The 18,462-nt window shown below is 46.6% G+C and carries 19 protein-coding genes; 4 read left to right on the top strand and 15 right to left on the bottom strand.

From position 1 onward, the window contains the following. A partial coding sequence (locus AACQ17_RS14330) for a proprotein convertase P-domain-containing protein (RefSeq protein WP_094167781.1) occupies window positions 1–818 on the top strand: 818 nt, incomplete at its 5' end. A gap of 46 nt (window positions 819–864) precedes the next feature. Here the strand turns inward: AACQ17_RS14330 and AACQ17_RS14325 are convergent. From AACQ17_RS14325 to slyA, 3 genes are read right to left on the bottom strand one after another with little or no spacing between them, the layout of a single operon-like run. Next, window positions 865–1,899: a DUF2955 domain-containing protein gene (locus AACQ17_RS14325; protein WP_094147398.1), complete on the bottom strand. Its 1,035-nt coding sequence runs from the start codon at window positions 1,897–1,899 to the stop codon at window positions 865–867. A 12-nt stretch (window positions 1,900–1,911) separates the two neighbouring features. Then, a complete protein-coding gene (locus tag AACQ17_RS14320; protein WP_017049320.1) occupies window positions 1,912–2,967 on the bottom strand; it encodes an HlyD family secretion protein in 1,056 nt (351 codons plus the stop codon). Window positions 2,968–2,973: 6 nt separating this feature from the next. Beyond that, on the bottom strand, window positions 2,974–3,456 hold the full coding sequence (gene slyA / locus AACQ17_RS14315; protein WP_019283056.1) for a transcriptional regulator SlyA: 483 nt from the start codon (window positions 3,454–3,456) through the stop codon (window positions 2,974–2,976). Window positions 3,457–3,569: 113 nt separating this feature from the next. Here slyA and AACQ17_RS14310 point away from each other — a divergent pair, with 113 nt between their 5' ends. After that, window positions 3,570–4,598: a VirK/YbjX family protein gene (locus AACQ17_RS14310; protein ID WP_094147397.1), complete on the top strand. Its 1,029-nt coding sequence runs from the start codon at window positions 3,570–3,572 to the stop codon at window positions 4,596–4,598. A gap of 33 nt (window positions 4,599–4,631) precedes the next feature. Here the strand turns inward: AACQ17_RS14310 and AACQ17_RS14305 are convergent, their stop codons facing one another. The 12 genes from AACQ17_RS14305 to AACQ17_RS14250 form a co-directional block, all read right to left on the bottom strand. Then, window positions 4,632–5,390, bottom strand: coding sequence for an EAL domain-containing protein (locus AACQ17_RS14305; protein ID WP_026028439.1), 759 nt, complete (start codon window positions 5,388–5,390; stop codon window positions 4,632–4,634). A 98-nt stretch (window positions 5,391–5,488) separates the two neighbouring features. Further along, the gene (locus AACQ17_RS14300) at window positions 5,489–7,042 is read right to left on the bottom strand and encodes a cryptochrome/photolyase family protein (protein WP_094147396.1); all 1,554 of its coding nucleotides are present in this window, start codon (window positions 7,040–7,042) and stop codon (window positions 5,489–5,491) included. Window positions 7,043–7,197: 155 nt separating this feature from the next. After that, complete coding sequence (locus tag AACQ17_RS14295) at window positions 7,198–7,572, bottom strand: rhodanese-like domain-containing protein (protein ID WP_094147395.1); 375 nt, start codon at window positions 7,570–7,572, stop codon at window positions 7,198–7,200. Window positions 7,573–7,622: 50 nt separating this feature from the next. Then, the gene (locus AACQ17_RS14290; RefSeq protein WP_013868268.1) at window positions 7,623–8,720 is read right to left on the bottom strand and encodes an ABC transporter permease; all 1,098 of its coding nucleotides are present in this window, start codon (window positions 8,718–8,720) and stop codon (window positions 7,623–7,625) included. After that, a complete protein-coding gene (locus AACQ17_RS14285; RefSeq protein ID WP_017044975.1) occupies window positions 8,717–9,643 on the bottom strand; it encodes an ABC transporter ATP-binding protein in 927 nt (308 codons plus the stop codon). The genes AACQ17_RS14290 and AACQ17_RS14285 overlap by 4 nt, the downstream gene beginning before the upstream one ends. Then, window positions 9,643–10,605, bottom strand: coding sequence for an HlyD family secretion protein (locus AACQ17_RS14280; protein ID WP_094147394.1), 963 nt, complete (start codon window positions 10,603–10,605; stop codon window positions 9,643–9,645). Before AACQ17_RS14280 ends, AACQ17_RS14285 begins: the two co-directional genes overlap by 1 nt. 91 nt (window positions 10,606–10,696) lie before the next feature. Then, entirely contained in the window at window positions 10,697–11,356 is a 660-nt protein-coding gene (locus AACQ17_RS14275) for an HAD family hydrolase (RefSeq protein WP_017044976.1), read from the bottom strand. A 4-nt stretch (window positions 11,357–11,360) separates the two neighbouring features. After that, entirely contained in the window at window positions 11,361–12,410 is a 1,050-nt protein-coding gene (locus tag AACQ17_RS14270; RefSeq protein WP_017046834.1) for an ABC transporter ATP-binding protein, read from the bottom strand. Further along, entirely contained in the window at window positions 12,407–13,210 is an 804-nt protein-coding gene (locus AACQ17_RS14265) for an ABC transporter permease (protein ID WP_017049312.1), read from the bottom strand. Before AACQ17_RS14265 ends, AACQ17_RS14270 begins: the two co-directional genes overlap by 4 nt. Then, the gene (locus AACQ17_RS14260) at window positions 13,197–14,096 is read right to left on the bottom strand and encodes an ABC transporter permease (protein ID WP_026027756.1); all 900 of its coding nucleotides are present in this window, start codon (window positions 14,094–14,096) and stop codon (window positions 13,197–13,199) included. The genes AACQ17_RS14265 and AACQ17_RS14260 overlap by 14 nt, the downstream gene beginning before the upstream one ends. After that, entirely contained in the window at window positions 14,096–14,899 is an 804-nt protein-coding gene (locus AACQ17_RS14255; protein WP_017044979.1) for an alkaline phosphatase family protein, read from the bottom strand. The genes AACQ17_RS14260 and AACQ17_RS14255 overlap by 1 nt, the downstream gene beginning before the upstream one ends. Window positions 14,900–14,908: 9 nt before the next feature. Beyond that, the gene (locus tag AACQ17_RS14250; RefSeq protein WP_017044980.1) at window positions 14,909–15,970 is read right to left on the bottom strand and encodes an ABC transporter substrate-binding protein; all 1,062 of its coding nucleotides are present in this window, start codon (window positions 15,968–15,970) and stop codon (window positions 14,909–14,911) included. A gap of 212 nt (window positions 15,971–16,182) precedes the next feature. Here AACQ17_RS14250 and AACQ17_RS14245 point away from each other — a divergent pair, with 212 nt between their 5' ends. Further along, complete coding sequence (locus tag AACQ17_RS14245) at window positions 16,183–16,935, top strand: UTRA domain-containing protein (protein ID WP_017046832.1); 753 nt, start codon at window positions 16,183–16,185, stop codon at window positions 16,933–16,935. Window positions 16,936–16,980: 45 nt separating this feature from the next. Further along, entirely contained in the window at window positions 16,981–18,207 is a 1,227-nt protein-coding gene (locus AACQ17_RS14240) for a DEAD/DEAH box helicase (RefSeq protein WP_094147393.1), read from the top strand. Window positions 18,208–18,462 lie beyond the last annotated feature (255 nt).

Raw genomic sequence — 18,462 nt, 5'->3', positions numbered from 1 at the left:
GTTACATGCTGAGCTGTGGTCTAGCATGGATAATCCCTGCCGCGTATTGGAACAATAGTGCGCGTTATGCGCAATCTAGAATGTACAGTCATAGCTATTTGAATGAGTGTGGCGATGATACGTTTATTCACGAATTAGGCCACAATTTGGGCTTGAACCATGCTCATGAGCAGTACAATGGCGAACCCCATCTTTCAAATGGTACAGAGCAAGATGCGTATGGTTATGGGGTTCAAGGCCAATTTGCGACGACCATGGCCTATGGTTTCTTATTTGGTATTCATAGCCGTTCTTACACATTCTCTAACCCAAGCAAAGTGTGTAAAGGTCAAGCATGTGGTGTCACTGACTACGCGAACTCGGTGCGAGCGATTGGCCTGAGCGCGCCACACATTGCGGCGATTTATGCACGTCCAGATGGGAGTAATGACGAAGGAACGTCACCCACCGAACCGACTTCGCCCCAACAAGCCATCTATGATTTACAAGGGCCTTTTGCCATTCCCGATCATGCACAAGGAGAGTTAGCACTTCCGATTAATGTGACTTATCAAGGAAATGCGGAAACGGCCACTATTCAACTTGATATTGAACACCCATTTGTGGGTGATGTTTCAGTCAAGTTGTATGCACCTGATGGTGGCTATTGGAACTTAAAATCGTATAACCAGTATGATCGCAACACGGCTTATCGTGTTCGCTTTACACTCAGCGGAATGCAACAAATGAACGTGCAAGGCCAGTGGCGTTTAGTCGTGGCGGATCACTATCAAGGTTTAACGGGTGTATTAAATTCGGCACGCTTATCCTTTGAATAAAGGTTTGCTGTGATGTTGACCCTGCACCTATGTGCAGGGTTTTTAATTACTGGCCAAATTGGGTGGCTTTGAATTGATTCAGCAATCGATGGATCACATAGGTTGTAAGTAATGTGGCGACAATAGCAAACAAAATACTGCCGACTCGGTACAGGGCACTGAAAATTAAATCATTGCCCGGCGTCAAATATTGACCAAACAAGATCCCCAAGGTAGTCAATGAGCCAAAGCCGACCCCTGAACCGCTGGATTCTTTTACATGCCAGTAGCTAAAGAGCATCGCACCTATCCACAGCAGCGGAGTAACAAATAAAAGCTGACCTGACCAATCGTAGAGCAGCAGTTGGACCGCAATACCGAAAGTGACACCAAGCAGAGTACCCATCGCGCGTTTGCGTGCGTAGCCTAGCGCTCCGTTCCAATGCATCGGGAAAAGTAGCAACAAGGTTGTGGCTTGCGCGGACATTGAATCTTGCAGATCGAATATTTGAAACACAACGAAAGAGAGTGTGGCAATGGTTGCGCCCATGAGCGCTTCATGGCGCATACGATGTGACTCTTTGGCCACGCTTGCATGAGCGGGAGGTTGCCTTTTCTGTGCGTCGGGAATACAGAATGTCACCAGATAAGCGACCATTACCGAAAGCAAATTCGCGATAAAGTTGCTGGTAATCAGATCGTTAAGATCAGTTGTGGGGTAGCTTGCAAAGTGCAGCATGATGCTCAGGCTCAATACGCTGTTCGCTCCAAATAAGAATAAGCTGCCTTTCGACATACAAGCAAATTTGTAGAGAAACAATACGAAAGCCATCATCGTCATCAGTGCCGGATGAGCGCCAAACAGCCCCCCGAGAATGGCTACTTCTAAGCCACAAACGACGGCGGAAGCGAGCAGTTGCTTTGCGGCGTGCGCATTCATGACGGGCACCATGCCCAGTAACAGCATCGGTGTTACGGTAAAAAATACCCCGTAGTTCCAACCCAGTAGTTTACAAAAGGTAAAACCAAGCGTCGCACCTGTTGCTATTCTGACGCATTGGCGAAAGTCATTTTCAGATAATGGATGATCCCAAAGTCGCATTTTTTACTCCGCTTAATAGACGTAGTGCAGAGTGCTCAGAAACTGAATTTGCATTTTTGCCAGCCAAGCAAACGGGCCACTTTCTGGTAGCAACTGTACCGTCGCACGAGCACCGGAAGGCAATGTTGACATCGTTTCATCGAGCGAAAGGTGCACACGCATGCGTTGTGCATCACGCACCCAGCGATTAGATTCTGTTGGAGTGGCTAAACGCCCATTCGCATCAAACTGACCAGTGCTTACCCCAGCATCAAGGCTACGAATACGCGCGGTAAAGACTTCGCCGGGTTTGCTATCAAAAGCAACTAGGGCGCGGCTATTGTCTGGGAAATGGCGTAAGCTTTTTTCTCTAAAATCAGCAATCACGTCTACATCCGTCGCTACCAACGCAACTAACGGCATACCTGCTGCGGCGTAGGTGCCCGTTTCAAGCTGTAAGTTGGTAATGACACCATCTTGCTCTGCTAGCGTTTGTGTGTAGGCAAGGTTTAGCTTGGCCTGCGCCAATTGGTTCAAAGCGGCGCGGATGCTGACGTTACTTTCGTCACTATTACCTCGACTAACGTGCAATTCTTGCAGGTGAGCTTGCGCTGCAACCAAATTGGCTTTCGCGGCGGTAGCGCCACTTTGTGCATCGTCTTTAAGTTGCTGAGAAGTCCCATTGCGTGCAAACAGAGTGTTTAATCGGTTAGCTTCGCGCAACTTTTGATCGGCAACGATACGGCTTGCCGTAACATTAGCTTCTGCCGCAGCAATCGATGCATCCAATTGAGCGTTACCTTGTACCGCACGTTCATAATTGAGTTGGGCCTGCTCTACCGCCAGTTGATAGGGTTGTGGGTCGATGGTGAAAAGTACTTCACCCTTGTGTACGGTTTGATTATTAGTGACAAAAACATCACTGATTTGACCATTAACTCGGGGAGATATTTTGGTCACAGTCCGCGTTGCCATGGCTTGCGGTGTTAAAGGCATAGCCAAATCGGCCACCAAAAAATAGGCAAAGAGCGCCACAAAAGCGACGATGGAATATTTGATCCAAAGTGCAAATTTTTGATCAGGTGTCATAAGTAATTATTGTTCCTTTGAAGGTGTTGCTATCGGTTTGCTGAGCGTATCTAGAGCGTTGTGTGAGATTTGTTCGAGCGTAAGAGTCAGTTGGTGCAATTGTTGATCGTCAATATTACCCAGTAAGTTTTGGCGAACTTGCAAAATACGGGTTTCCATCTGCTTGATAAGAGCACGCCCGTTACTCGTCAAACTGACGATTCGAGCGCGCTTATCGTTGTGACAGCAGTGACGTTCGATCAGCGATTGTTCTTCGAGCTGCTTTAAAGTTCGCATCAAAGAAGCCAGTTCTATTTCTAACGCTTCGGCTAAGGTTTTTTGACTGACGTTGTCACCGAGACGCTGTAATTTCCACAATGCGGTCCAACGAGGATGGGTAAGGCCCAAGGGTGAGAGTTCTCGGTCCGCCACCATTTTCCATAAGCGTGAGAGACGAGCAAACTGCTCAGCGAGTGATAATTCTTTCAGGGTGTGCGTGTTTTCAATCATAACGAGTCACATATTACTTAGCGTGCTAAGTAATATAATTTAGTTAGCGCGCTAAGTAAATAGCTAATGACGAAGGCTGACATTTTCATACAAACTCAGGACAGCTCCCCTCAATGAAACACTGTACATTATTTTCAATGAGCGACTCCCCAATGTTTGAGGCTGTCCTAGCTGCTGAAATTCTGGTCCATACTATGATAATTGAAAATAAACTCGACTACCTGTTTAGCCTGTCTGAACTCTCCGAAACGATTTACCCCAATACCAAAGGCTGGTCTAAAATCAGGAAGAATATCCGTTTTTGTTTATGGGGCGTGACCAATGCCTATGCTCTAAAAAGTATGCTGAGGCTGTTTTCGTGCTCCGAGTTAGCGGAGGTATTGAAGCAATGCCCACAGTTTTTGGAAAAACCATTAAAACCTTATCTCTGCGTCAATTGGTCTGCCAAAGAGCGTACATGGCACATTAATCAACATTTTATCTACTTAGTTGAACAGTTTGGCTTTAATGCTGCGAAGTTTTTCTCAGAATCAGGCTTCTCTATTTTTGATTTTTACGACAAAAATGGGGCGAGTTATTCATTAAGCCTGTGCAGTGGAGAGATAAGAGAAGGCTCGTTGGGGCTGCAACTGACGGATGAAAAAGGGCAGAAAATTTACTCGATCAGTTTCAATGTTTCTGATCAAGGGCGCAGTATTTACATTGGTTCACTACAAGGTCCAAGCAGTGGTGTGACCGATCGTAATCAAATCATTAAAAATTTGACGCGCACGACTCACGGCTTAAGAACTAAAGCACTGATGGTTGAAATGATCATGACGCTAGCGCGTATTTTAGGGGTTGAAAACCTGTATGCGATTTCTAACCGCGGCCATATGTATCAAGCGTTGCGTTATATTGGATCAAAGCGCAAATCAGTAAGCTTTGATTACGATGAACTGTGGACAGAGTACGAAGCAGAGAAAATGAGCAAATATTTGTACCGTTTGCCAACCACGCCAAACCGTAAAGGTGTTGAGACGCTAAATCGCAATAAACGCCGTCTATATACTAAACGTTATGAGTGGTTAGCCGAGGTGGAAACAGCCATGTCGGGCCGTATTGAACAGTTGAAACTTATGCCCAAGCATTTCGTGGTTTGATGGATCCACAAAATTAGAGGCTGATGTTATGGTTCAAAACGTCACTGTAGGCAACGCTTCAAACTCAGGTTTCGCAAAATAGTAGCCTTGCATGAGTTCAATGCCGAGTCGTTTTAGCCATAACATTTCTTGTTGAGTTTCAATACCTTCAGCGAGTGGACAAATCCCTAGCTCAATGAGCATTGCGACAGTATGACGGACGATTGCTTGCTTCGTGATGTCTTGATCGATATTACGCAGCAGTGACATATCTAATTTTACTATTTTAGTTTGGAAGTTAACCAATAGCCCAAGCCCGGCGTAGCCTGCACCGAAATCATCAATCGCGGTAGTAAATCCTAGGTTGGAGTAATAAGCGACGATCCGTTTTATGTGCGCTGTGTCTACGATTTTTTCCACCTCAGTAAATTCAAACATGATCCGTTCTGTCGGGAAACCGAACTGCTTTGCTGCCTCTAATGTGGTGCGGATACAGCGCTCTGGTTGGTAAACGGCATTAGGTAAAAAATTAATGCTCAAAATACCTGACAGTTTTAGTTTAGCCGCGAGTTTAATCGCTTTGATTCGACAAAGTTGGTCAAAGCGGTATCGGTTGTCATCACTGACTTGTTCAATGATGGAGTAAGCCGATTCATTATTCAGACCTCGTACGAGTGCTTCGTAGCCAAAGATGGTGTTATCTGCAACGTTCACTATGGGTTGGAAAGCCATGGTGAAGTCAAAAGGCAAGTTTTGTTTTTCTGAGCATTGCTGGCAAATACGTTGGTCCATATGGACTTGCTGTTGTTGCATAATCACTCACTGATATTTAATCGAATAGCATGATTATAGTTACTTGCAGCGTGCTCACCAAATTGCATAAATCAAAACGTGACCAGTAAGCCGACGAGCTACAGCTCTTCAATATGGTGTAGATAGTATTGAGCTTGATCTAAGATTGCTTGTTGAGTGGCGTTTTCAGTGTTATCCCAATTTTTATAAATCATGCCTATCCTTGGATTTTTGGCTAACCGTTCACGATGAGTGAGCATGAACTGCCAATATAAACTATTGAATGGACATGAATTTAGACCACTACGGCTCTTTACTTGGTATTGACAATCTTTGCAGTAATCACTCATTTTATTGATGTAAGAGCCGCTTGCGGCATAAGGCTTTGTGGCAACAATTCCCCCATCAGCAAACAGAGCCATACCTCGGGTATTGGGCATTTCTACCCATTGCAATGCATCAATATAAATACCTAAGTACCAGTCATCCACCTCATCTGGCTTGCAACCTGATAGGAGTGCAAAATTACCCGTGATCATCAAACGTTGGATATGGTGTGCGTAGGAAAATTCCAGTGATTGAGTTACGGCTTGTTTAACACAATGCATACGAGTATCCCCTGTCCAATAATAGTGAGGAAGAGGTCGTTGAGCGTCAAGGGCGTTGTGCTTGGCGTATTGGGGCATGTTCGCCCAATAAATGCCTCGAATGTACTCACGCCAGCCCAAAATTTGCCTAATGAATCCTTCGATTTGTGCTAAATCCATCGTATTGTCATTCTCAAATCGCATGAGTGCACTTTGAATGACTTCTGCAGGCGATAGTAGTTTGCAGTTGAGTGCAAAAGAGAGCCGGCTATGGTAGAGGCTCCAACGATGTGGGCTCTTTGCCGTCATTGCATCTTGAAAGCGACCAAACAGCGGCAAGCCGTACTGACAAAAGTGGGCCAATAATGACAGTGCTTGTGAGCGGTTAATCGGCCATAACAATGAAGGAGTATACAGGCCGAAAACGTGAATATTATGATGCTGTAAACGGTTATAAATTGCACTGACATCGTTTTGAAAGCTAAGTGGTTTGGGTAGGTTTTCTATGTCTTGCACGCTGAGCTTATTGCGATTTTGGTGATCAAAATTCCAACGCCCACCCAAAGGCGTTTGATGATCATCTTGCAGAAGAATACCGAATCGCTTACGCATTTTGCGATAAAACGGCTCCATAATAGTGGTTTTGTTGGTGTTAAAATGTTGAGTGATCTCGTCAAAAGGCAATAAAAAGTGTTCAGTATCAAAACAAGTCACTTGTGTATGAGAGAGGTTTAACTCCTGCAATTGTTGCCAAACTCGGTATTCATCAGGTCGCTGATAGTGAAAGTATTCTGCGTTGATCTGATGACACAGATCACTAATCAATGGTGGTAGCTGCAAATAATCGGCAGTTTCATCAAGGGTCAAGTAGAGAACCTGGTGTCCCTCACTTTGCAATAATTCGGCAAAAGCTTCCATCGCGGCAAAAAAGGCGCAGATTTTTTGAATGTGATGTTTTACATAGCCTGTTTCTTGTTTAAGTTCAGCTATCACGTACAGTACGGAATCATCCGTTTTGTTAAACCAAGAGTGCTTGATGTTGAGCTGATCGCCTAGGATCAAGCGTAAGGTTTTGTACGTTCGCATGCTGTATACCGTTGAGATTGGTTATCGAACATCTTCTACGTTCCAATCAAAAAATCGATCATTGTTGCCGAATAACAAGCGCTGTCTTTCTGTTGCGCTTTGAGAGCCAATTAAGAACAAACAAGAGCGATAACGTGAATGTGAGTAGGCTAACATCAATTGAGCGGCTTTATTGCCGAAGGATGAATGATCATTTCCTCTAAACCGCCGCCGTTATGTACTTGAGTAAACCCTTGCTCGAGTAAATAGGCCATGGCTTGGCCCGATCGATTGCCGCTGCGGCAGTAAACTACAATCGGTTGTTGTTTATCGATGTGAGAAAAAGCACTGCTGACAGTATCAAGTGGGTAGTTTAGCGCACCTTCAATATGGCCAACTGCAAATTCTGCTGCGGTTCGAACATCGACTAAAAGCGCGCCATTTTCAATCCATTGCCATGCTATCGTTGATCGCTCTGATGCCAATGCATCTGAGGTATTGGAGATCAGGCCTACACACAATAACGCTTTGGTCATCAGTGACTTTAACATGTTAGTTTCCTTCTTTTGGCTTAAAAATTAGCCTTCAAATGTGAATGGCGTTAATCAAGGGATTTCTTAAATCTCAACGACGCGACGATAATCCCACCGACGGTAAAGCTCAACATCCATAATGCATCTCGCCATAGATCCATGAGGTTAGCACCGCGCAACACAATCCCGCGGATCATGCGCATAAAGTGAGTCGCAGGCAACGCTTCAGAAATCCACTGCGCTGCGACTGGCATGCCTTCGTAGGGAAACATAAATCCAGAAAGTAAAATCGAAGGCAGTAAAATAAAAACAGTCATTTGCATGGCTTGCAGTTGAGTGGAAGCAATGGTTGAAATCACCAAACCTAAGGTCAAACTGGCGGCGATAAACAGCAAAGTACCGAAGAGAATTTGGCTGATCGCACCATTAATGGGCACGTCAAAAATAAAATGCCCTAAGCCCAAGATGATGAAGACCTGAATTAATCCGACAAAGATATAGGGCACAATTTTGGCGACCATAAGCTCAATAGAGTGAATTGGCGTTGTGATCAGCAGTTCTAAATTGCCGCGCTCTTTTTCTCGCACAATCGCGGCACTGGTGAAGAGGATCATCGTCATGGTTAAAATGACCCCCAGTAAACCGGGTACGATATTGACCGCAGAGCGGCGAGTGGGGTTATAAAACAGCGTGACTTCAAAGGTTTTGACGGTGGCTGGACGAATGTCAAAATCAAAATCGGTCAGCGGCATGGATTGCAGGCCTAAAATGGAGGCACTGATCATCGTATCGGAGCCATCAACAATCCACTGACCTAACACGCGTTTTTGCACCGCGCGCTGGGTGAGATCTTTTGGCAGGATCAGCGCTGCTCTCACGTTACCTTGTTCAATCGCATGTTCAGCTTGCTCTGCTGTGGCAAAAGTGTGTTTGACGCTCACAACCTGTGTGGCTTTGACTGACTCTACAATTAACCGTCCGAGGGTACTTTCACTTTGATCAACGATGGCGATCGGAATATTGCGTACGTCAGTATTGATGGCAAAGCCAAATAGCAACAGCTGGATCAGTGGGATCATCACTACCATGCCAAACGTAATTCTGTCTCGCGAGAGTTGGCGTATCTCTTTCACCATCACCGCTTTCATTCGAAACAGTGCTTTCATTGACGCCCCTTGCCAGTCACAGTGACAAAGACATCTTCCAAACTTGGGCGAGCTAGATTCATCTCAGCTTCAGCCAGTTCAGGGAAGGTTGTTTTTAGCCACGCGATAGGTTGTGTGACTTGTTGATGAATAAGGATCCGCAAGCGGATGCCAAGTTGCGCAGCAGAGCGAACCTCCGCCCGAGCCATGACTTTTTCTTTTAATTGCCGCAAATTATGGGCTCGGACTTCGACAATGTTGACGCCCATCGTGTTCATTAAGGTTTCTGGCTCACCATCTGCACGGATTAAACCCGATTCCATGATGGCTAAACGGTGGCAGCGCTCCGCTTCATCCATGTAGTGAGTGGTGATCAAAATGGTGGTGCCTTGGTCTGAAAGATCGAACAATTGTTCCCAAAATTCCCGTCTATTTTCAGGATCGACCGCCGACGTTGGTTCATCCAAAAACAGCAGTTCAGGTTTATGCATCGTGGCGGCTGCTAGTGACAAGCGCTGCTTTTGGCCGCCACTCATCCCACTTACGCGTTGTTTTCGGCGCTGATCAAGCCCATAAGTGCACAACTGTTCATTGAGTCGTTGTGCCAATGCTTTGCGCGGCATACCAAAAATTTGTCCAATAAATTGTAGGTTTTCCTCGACGGTTAAATCATCGTATAACGAAAATTTTTGTGTCATATAACCAATTTTTAGGCGCAATTGCTCGGATTGTTTTGGGATCGCTAACCCCAGCACATCAACACTGCCGGAGGTAGGGCTTAATAAACCCGTGAGCACGCGAATTGTGGTCGATTTGCCACAACCATTTGGGCCGAGAAAACCGTAAATGGTTCCTTTGGGGACACTCAGATTGATGCCTTCAATCGCAGTGAAATCCCCAAATTTTTTGACCACATTACGGGCGTGAATGGCGAGTTCAGTCACTATTTTTGCCTCGCTAAATCGACTTGCGCTGGAATGCCAGAAGGGAGCGATTGCGCGGATTCGGGCAGATCCACTTCGGCTAGATACATTGAGCGGGCGCGTTCATTTTCGGTTAGTGCGTAGTAAGGCGTGAAAGAGGGTTCCGTTGCCACCCAACGCACAGTGCCTTGCAGCGGCTCTTTTATACCGTCGATATGCACTGGAAACTGTGCGCCCGGCACGACAGCTAAACGGTGTGGTGCGGGAACGTAGACGCGAGCATAAGGGATGCGGCTTGCTTGGATGATAGCGACAATGCCGTTGTTTGGGACGCGCTCACCCAAGTTGTATGGGAGGTTATCCAAAATTCCATCGCGGGTTGCGACAATGGTTAACTCGTCGAGCTTTTGCTGTTGCAGTGAGACGTCGGCTTTGGCGGCGGTCAGCGCCGCTTGGGCTTGTTCAATATCTTCAGGGCGAGTGCCAGCGGTGAGCTTAGCAAACTCTTCTTTTGCAGAATCGAGTTCGGCGCGAGTGGCATCACGCGTGGCGGTGGCGCTGTCTTTTTCTGATTGGCTGAGGAGCTTTTTACCAACCAGTTCTTCCACACGTTTGAAGTTTTGCAACGCCTCTGTCAGTTTGGCTTGCGCGCGATTGACTTTGGCTTGCGCGGCTGCCGTGTCTTCTTGGCGTTCACCATTACTCAGTTTGAGCAAATACGCTTGCGCTTTGGCCGCCTCTGCGAGTGCATGGGCCAGCACCGCCTGCTGATTTCTGGTATCCAGTCGAACCAATACTTCGCCAGCATGCACTGCGCTGCCTTCCGCGACAGGAAGCGCGCGAATGATCTCATTGGCGGTGGCGGAAAAAGTGATGCGGTCTCGCTCTAAAGTGCCCAATGCTTGCGCGCTATTTTCCGGCGAGCAAGCATTGAGAGTTGACAGTAAAAGAGAGATAAAGGCAATGCGATGTTTCATGCTCATGGCGAGAGGCTCGGTTAACTTATTGTCTTCATACTAGAAGTTTACCGCCAGCGCCTCAAGTTACATGATTCATCAAAAGTAAAGGATGTGATTAGCCCCACTTTAATATCGGCCATTGTTGGGGCTGAGCGTATTGGATGAGACGCGTGCATGGGTTGACCAAATAGGTGAAATCGGCGTGTAGACACAAAGGTAAATCATTGATCGAGTCAGTGAAAAAATGCACTTGACCCACGTATTGTGGGCGCTCAGCTAGCCATTCATTTAAGCGAGTGACTTTACCGTCTCGGTAGGTGGGTGTTCCCAAAATATGCGTGGTGTAATGGTTGTTCTCTATGACCATATCGATACCCATCGCCTCTGCAACGCCTATTTTACGGGCGACAGCTTTAACCAAAAAACTGACCGACGCCGAAATAATGAGCATTTGAATACGCTCGTCCGTTAACTGTTTAATGAGTGCTTTGGCTTGAGGAAATAGCCTAGGTACGATGCGTGTAGCGACACAATCGTCCGCTAAGCGCTGGACTTGCTCTGTGGGCAGGGTGAGTAAAGGTTGCATCGCAAAATCGAGGTAATCTTCCATGTCCATTTCACCGCTGGCATAGCGTGACATGATCAGCCTATCTTGCGCGACAAAATCAGGGTCGCTCGCTATGCCCTTATCGGCCAAATATTCGCTCCAAATCATTGCGCAGTCGCCGTCAATCAATGTGTCGTCCATATCAAAAACGTATAGAGGTGTCGGCATCTATTTAGGCTCTCACAGGTTGTATTTCGTTAAGGTTAAACAGTAATTCTAGCTGACTGCCAGTGGCAAATAATCGCTCTGACGAACGATTGAGTAAATCGACCGTGAGCTCGCAGCCTCGCACATCCACATGGTAGCGAATGACATTACCCAGTAATTGGTGATGCTTGATGGTGCCATGTTGCGGCGCAGAAACATGGGCACCATAGCTCCGCCCAGCTTCCTTGACGTAGATGGATTCGGGGCGAATAGCCACTTTCCAAGCCGTGTCTATGTTAAACAACTGCTTGGCGGTGGCCGCCTCTACTAAATTGTAATGGCCCATAAAACCAGCCACAAACTCATTGGCTGGCTGAGTATAAATGCTTTCTGGGGAGCCTTGCTGAACGATTTCACCTTGGTGCATTAAAAAAATACGATCAGAGAGAATCATCGCCTCTTCTTGATCATGGGTTACAAATACGGTGGTGAGATTAAGCTCTTTTTGAATATCACGGATCTGCTGGCGTAAGTGTTTGCGAATTTTGGCATCCAGTGCTGAAAGGGGTTCATCAAGTAGCAAAATACGCGGTTTGACCACTAAGGCGCGAGCTAAAGCGACGCGTTGGCGCTGCCCACCCGAGAGCTGGTTGGGATAGTGTTTTTCTTTCCCTATCAGCGAAACCAGTTCGACCACTTTTTGTACTTCGCGCGCGATGTAAGCTCTGTCTTGCCCTTGCATTTTGAGGCCAAAAGCGATGTTTTCAGCCACCGTCATATTCGGAAACAGAGCGTAGGATTGAAACACCATGCCAATGCCGCGTTGCTGTGGTGTTTGGTTAGTGATGTTTTCACCGTTGACCCAAATTTCGCCGTCATCGACGGGATTTAAGCCAGCCAAACTGCGCAATAAGGTCGATTTCCCGCAGCCGCTCGGACCAAGTAGCGTGACAAATTCCCCTTGCTCAATGGAAAATTCAATCCCTTCAAAAACGGTATTGTTGCCAAAACGTTTGGTGAGGTTGGCGACGTGGACGTAATCAGAGCGAGAGGTTGTGTGGGTCGTGGAATTCATTGAGTGGATCCTCGGCTAAAACGACTGGCGAGCCAAGTCAGTAAAAAGATAAATAGGAAGTAAGTCATCACTAACGCGGAGGTGAAGTGACCACTAGTCTGACGCATGTTGTAGAGATAAATCTGCAAGGTTTCATAGCGCGTGCCGACCAGAATGTTCGCAAATACAAACTCGCCAAGTAGAAAAGAGAAGGATAGAAACAGCGAAGCCATCAACCCTTTTCTAATGTTTGGCAGTACGATCAGTAAAAAAGCACGGCTGGTGCTTGCGCCGAGCAGGTGCGCGGCGTCCATGAGATCGTGTAGATGGATCGCCTCAAAACTGTTGGCAATTGCACGGTACATAAACGGCAGCGCAATGGTGAAATAAGTGCCAATCAAAATCCAAGGTGTACCCACAATTGGAAATTGGCTATCGGCGTACAGTTGCAGTAATCCAACTGAAGAGACCACAGGCGGTACCGCAAAAGGAATTAAAATCAGCAAGTTCATTACTTTATCGAGATGAGGGAAATAGTAAAACACCACGAAGATCGCCGGAATAATCAAAACCGCGCTGAGTGTCAGAGAAGCGATGCCAATCAGCAATGAGCGGCCAAATGCATCGAGAAAGCGAGGGTCGGTCAGCAGTTTGAGGTACCAGTCAAAGGTGAAGCCATCGGGTAAAATCGTTGCGCCCCAGCGTGAAGAAAAGGAATAAACCAAGGTGGCCAAAATGGGCAGCAACATCACTCCCACGATGGAATAGACCACACTTTTATGAAAGGTGATTTTATCAAGGGTAGGATTAGCGTTTTGCATGGGTGTTCCTTGCGCTATAGCTTTTCGCAATTAGCCACTGATTGATCACAGTAATGAAGGCTAAAATTAGCATCAATACTACGGAAATGGCGGCGGCTAAATTGGGCTCTAAGAACAGATCTCCCGCCACTAAACTGGCAATGCGTACCGTAATGACGTTGTAGTTGCCGGATGTGAGTGCGTAGACGCTGGCATACGCGCCCATCGCATTGGCGATTAGGATAATCAAGGTGCCGAGTAGGGCTGGTGAAAGCACAGGCAAGGCGATTTTCTGCCAATATTGCCATCCATTGGCGCCCAGAGTAGATGCCGCCGCTTGCCAGTCATCACTGAGCGCATCAAATGCAGGATAGAGCAGCAGCACGCCAAGAGGGATCTGAAAGTAGATATACATCGCCAGCAGCCCCCATTTGCCATATAGGTTGAACTCTTCAATCAAACCGTATTGCTTTAGCAGCAAAGTCAGTGCGCCGTTGACCCCAAGAATAATAATGAAAGCGAATGCCAAAGGGACGCCCGCAAAATTACTGCTCATATTGGTAAAGGCGATCACACCATCGCGCAGCTTGCCATCGACTCGGCGTAAGGAGGCGACCAACATTGCCGCAATCGCAAGGCCCGCGACGCTGGACCATATGGCGAGCCACAAACTGTTGCCCAACCCTTGCAAAATAAAGGATGAGCTGAAGATTTCGCGATAATGGTCTAGTGACCATTGATCGTCAGAGATAAAGCTGTTGAACAAAACCCACAGCATGGGGGCGAGCTGAAATAAGTAGAAAAACAGCGCAAAAGGAGTAAGCCATAACGCAGGTTTGAGTTTGCGTGCCCAGTGTGTTGATTGGCTCAGCACGGCGCTAGGCTTGCTAATAACTTGGCTACTGATCATGCTAAGCACTCCGCAGAAAAGGGCTTATTGTGATCAAGATTAAGCAGTTGGCAGCACAGGCCGCAGAGCTCAGTTTGTTTGATCTCACAAGCTTGGTGCGAAAATTGATCGCCCAATACAAACAGCGGGACGTTGCGCTCTTCGGTTAATATTCCGCCGTGTGACTTGTCATTGTTCATGCCGTGATCGCTGGTCACCATCACTTGGTAGCCATCGTTTAGCCAGCTTTCTAAAAAGTGAGATAACAGCGCATCGGCCATGCGTGCACTATTACGATACTGTCCTGAATCAAGGCCAAACTTATGTCCAGCATCATCGATATTCATTGGATGGATCAGTAAAAAATCAGGCTGATGAGTACGACGTAAGTATTCGGCGTCTAAAAACAGTGCTTCATCGGGATAGTGATCCCAGTGATAAAAACAGCCATGCTGAATATTGAGTGTTTTATCACAGGTAAAACGATCGCGCGTTGCATCAAAAGGCGCGCGGTTATAGAGCTCGCTGACCCAATGATACGCCGCTGCGGCTGTTGTCAGCCCTTGCTCTTTTGCCAAACTGAAGATGGATTGATGATGTGAAAGGCGCACAATGTGGTTATGAACAATGCCGCTTTCGACAGGCTTTACGCCAGTGAGTAGACATTCATACAAAGGACGCGATAACGAAGGCAATTCACATTGTAGGGAGTATAAGGTTGCTCTTTGCTGCTCAATTAAGCCGTTTAAGTAGCCCATGCAATCACGGGCTACGGAATAATTGAGTCCATCAAGAACAACAAGGATCACCTTATTGTTCATGGTTACCTCTTACTGCTGGTGGATAATGACATTTTCTTGCCATTGACGTGGCAATTGGCGAGCTGATTTTTCCCAAGCATTAAAGTCGCTAATTGGACTCACGTTCTGGTATTGATCGTTAGCAATCAATTTGCTTTGTACCGCAGCAGGCAGTGCAACGTTGCTGCGGATCGGGCGAGCATAGCCTTGTGCAAGGTTGATTTGGCCTTGATCGCTAAAGATGTATTCACGTGCTAGCTTGGCCGCATTTGGGTTTTTGGCGTATTTATTGATGATGGTGGTGTAGCCGGAAATCACAGAACCATCTTGCGGAATGTTAACGGTAAAGCGGTTACGGTCAATTTGGTCACGGTAACTTAGGGCGTTGAAATCCCACAATACGGCCACTTCAACTTCACCTTTTTCGAGGTTAGCGATACTTGGGTCTGTAAATGATAAGCGCCCTTGCTTGGCGAGTTTGGCAAAAAATTCGATTGCCGGATCGAGGTTCTTTTCACTGCCACCATGAGCAAAAGCAGCGGCTAGTACGGCATTATTTGCTTGCGCAGCAACACCGACATTACCAATACTGATTTTGTAATCGCCTTTGAGCAAATCGTTCCACGTTTTTGGCGCATTCTTGACTAGATTATTGTTCGAGATAAATGAAATGGTGCCCGTATAAGCCAGAGCCCAGTGGCCATCTTTATCTTTGGCCCAGTCAGGGATGTCATTCCAAGTGCTCGGTTTGTACGCTTGAGTTACGCCTTTTTTCACCGCCACGCGAGCAAACGCAAAGCCAACATCACCGATATCGGCGGTCGCATTTTTCTTTTCGGCTTCAAACTTGGCAATTTCTTGCGCTGAGCTCATATCCGTATCTTGGTGTTTTAGGCCATAAATCTTACCTAAATCGCTCCACGTATCTTGCCAGTTAGCCCAACTGCCGGGCATACCAATGCTGTACACTTGGCCTTCTTGTTTCGCTGCGTTGATCAAAGATTGTAAATCAGCCTCTTTAGCAAAAGCCGAAGTTGAAAGAGTCAGCGCAAGTGCTGTGGCAGTCGTTGCGCGGGTAAATAAGGTTTTCATTGTCGCTATCCTTCTGGACTAGGTCAGTAAGTTCGATTTTTATCCTAGGGAAGAACTGTGACGTTTTCGGTGTAGTTATTTGACATTTTTGATGATTTTCTATTGCACTTTTATTTCAAATTCAATCAATTAGCCTGTCATAAATCTGTTATCTGCCTTAAGTAGTCTAAAAGACGTTTATTCACTCTGTATAATATTGGACTAGGTCACGCATGAGATTTCGCAGCCCTTTGCCAGTGGCAAATGCTCCTTTAGAAAAGACCCAACTTGGTAATATTAAAGGCACCCTTCGTGAGCAAATTTGCAGTGGGATGCTGAGCGACAGACAAAAACTGCCATCTGAACGTGAATTGAGTGAATTGTTTAATACAACCCGCATTACAATTAAAGACGCTTTGGTTTCACTGGAAACAGAAGGGTTGATTTACCGAGAAGAGCGGCGTGGCTGGTTTGTCTCTCCGGCGCGAATTCATTATAACCCGCTATCGCGTTGCCACTTCCACCAGATGATCCGCGAGCAGCACCGAATCGCAGAAACTAAGCTAGTTGCGGTACGCAGCGTGATGGCTTCTCGTGAGTATGCAAGAGCGATGGATATTGACCGAATTACGCCCATTCATATTATTGAACGGTTGCGCTCGATTGACGGGCGAGCGGTACTGTTTGTCGAAAACTGCCTGATTGCGCAGTGGTTTCCAAAGATATTAGAGGAAAATTTAACCGCTTCGTTAACGCATCTCTATCAGCAAAAATACGGTTACATCACCACGCGCTCTCGTTTTGAAGTAATCCCTACGGCTGCACCTCTTCATGTGGCAAAAGCCCTTAACTTGGCTGCTGGCCAATCTGTAATGAAAATTTGTCGAGTTAATTACAAACAAGATGGCGAGATCATGGACTGTGAATTTGAGTACTGGCGGCCAGATTCAGTCCTGATCCGTATCGACAGTTGTGATGGAGAATGAATAGCTTTAGACTCGGCGCAACCTTTTTCACCCTGCTAGTCGTTTATGAATTTTTCTAAGCTTAACTTAAGCGCCCCTTTGATGGCAGCGCTGCCTGCGTCGCGACACACGGCGACCAAAATCCAACAATTGGCTATTCCAGCCGTACTTTCTGGGCAAGATGTGCTTGCCTTCGCGCAGACGGGCAGTGGTAAAACGTTAGCTTATGGTTTGCCTTTACTGCAACGGATTGAAGTTAATACTCTTGCAATTCAATCCGTTGTCATTGTTCCTACCCGTGAATTAGCACAACAAGTCAGCCAAGAGTTGAGTACCGTGGCAAGCAAAATGGGTATTAGCTTATGCACTTTATGCGGGGGAGTGGCCCAAGAAGAGCAGCTTGCGCAGTTGGCCAAATTACCGCATTTAATCGTCGCGACACCGGGCCGCTTGCTTGATTTACTTACACAGCAACTGATCTCATTGGAGTCGATGCACTGTGTGGTGTTAGATGAAGCTGACAGACTGTTAGAGATGGGGTTTTGGCCGGATGTACAACGCCTGCTCAGTTTTATGCCCCAAACCAAACAAACGTTGTTGTTTTCCGCCACACTCGCCGCCGATCTCGAACAGGTGGCATTGGCCGTGTTAAATAACCCGGTAAAGATAGAGGCGAATCAAGCCAATCAAGTGGTGGAAGAAATTGAAGAGCAGCTCTACCTTGTGAATAAGGGCAGTAAAGCACAAGCATTAATTGCTCTGATTAAACAGCGGGCTGGGCAGCAAGTATTAGTGTTCATTAGCGCTCGTGATAGTGCTGACGCGGTCGCGAAAAAATTACTCAAAGCGGGTATTCGTGCGGCAGCTTTGCATGGTGAAAAAGATCAAGTTATTCGCGAGCAAACGTTAGCCGATTTCAAAGCGAATCAAGTGGATGTACTGGTGGCCACCGATTTACTGGCGCGTGGTATTCACATTGACGCGCTGCCAGTGGTGATCAATTTTGATTTACCGCCTAGTGCGCCAGTTTATATTCACCGCGTTGGCCGCACAGCGCGTGCTGGTCAAGGTGGTGTGGCGATTTCACTGGTCTGCCATGGTGAAAGCCAAGCGCTGGAGGCTATCCGCAGCTTAACGCAGCGCGCTTTACCGCTGCAGGCGTTGACCGATTTTCCAGTGACAGACCAACCGACCAGCGGTGAACCGAAGCGCAAACCGCGTGATAAGCAAGCCAACCGCCGCAGTGCTCAAAAGCGCAGCGTGAAGCAGTTTCAACAGAAAACAAGCCATTAAGTAGCTCAATATACGCATGCTATTGTGCGTTTTGATGGAGTAAGGAAACTAAGTGACTCAGGAAATTTATGCATTTATCACGATTGAAATGGCATATTAATCGAGTTTATGTGTAAATTTTCAGCAGCTTATTGTGAACAACCTATCATTATTGGACTAAATCAAGAAAATGCAGTATTCAGTTTCATGAGATTATATTCACAATTTTAGAATCATTTCTAGGATAAATATTCTTTAATCCACGTTATTAACACG

This window comes from Vibrio sp. V10_P2A27P122 (assembly GCF_963874335.1).
In the GTDB taxonomy this organism is placed as follows: domain Bacteria; phylum Pseudomonadota; class Gammaproteobacteria; order Enterobacterales; family Vibrionaceae; genus Vibrio; species Vibrio anguillarum.
The sequence above is the reverse complement of the archived record's forward strand: the minus strand, read 5'-3'. Positions and strand labels throughout refer to the sequence as shown.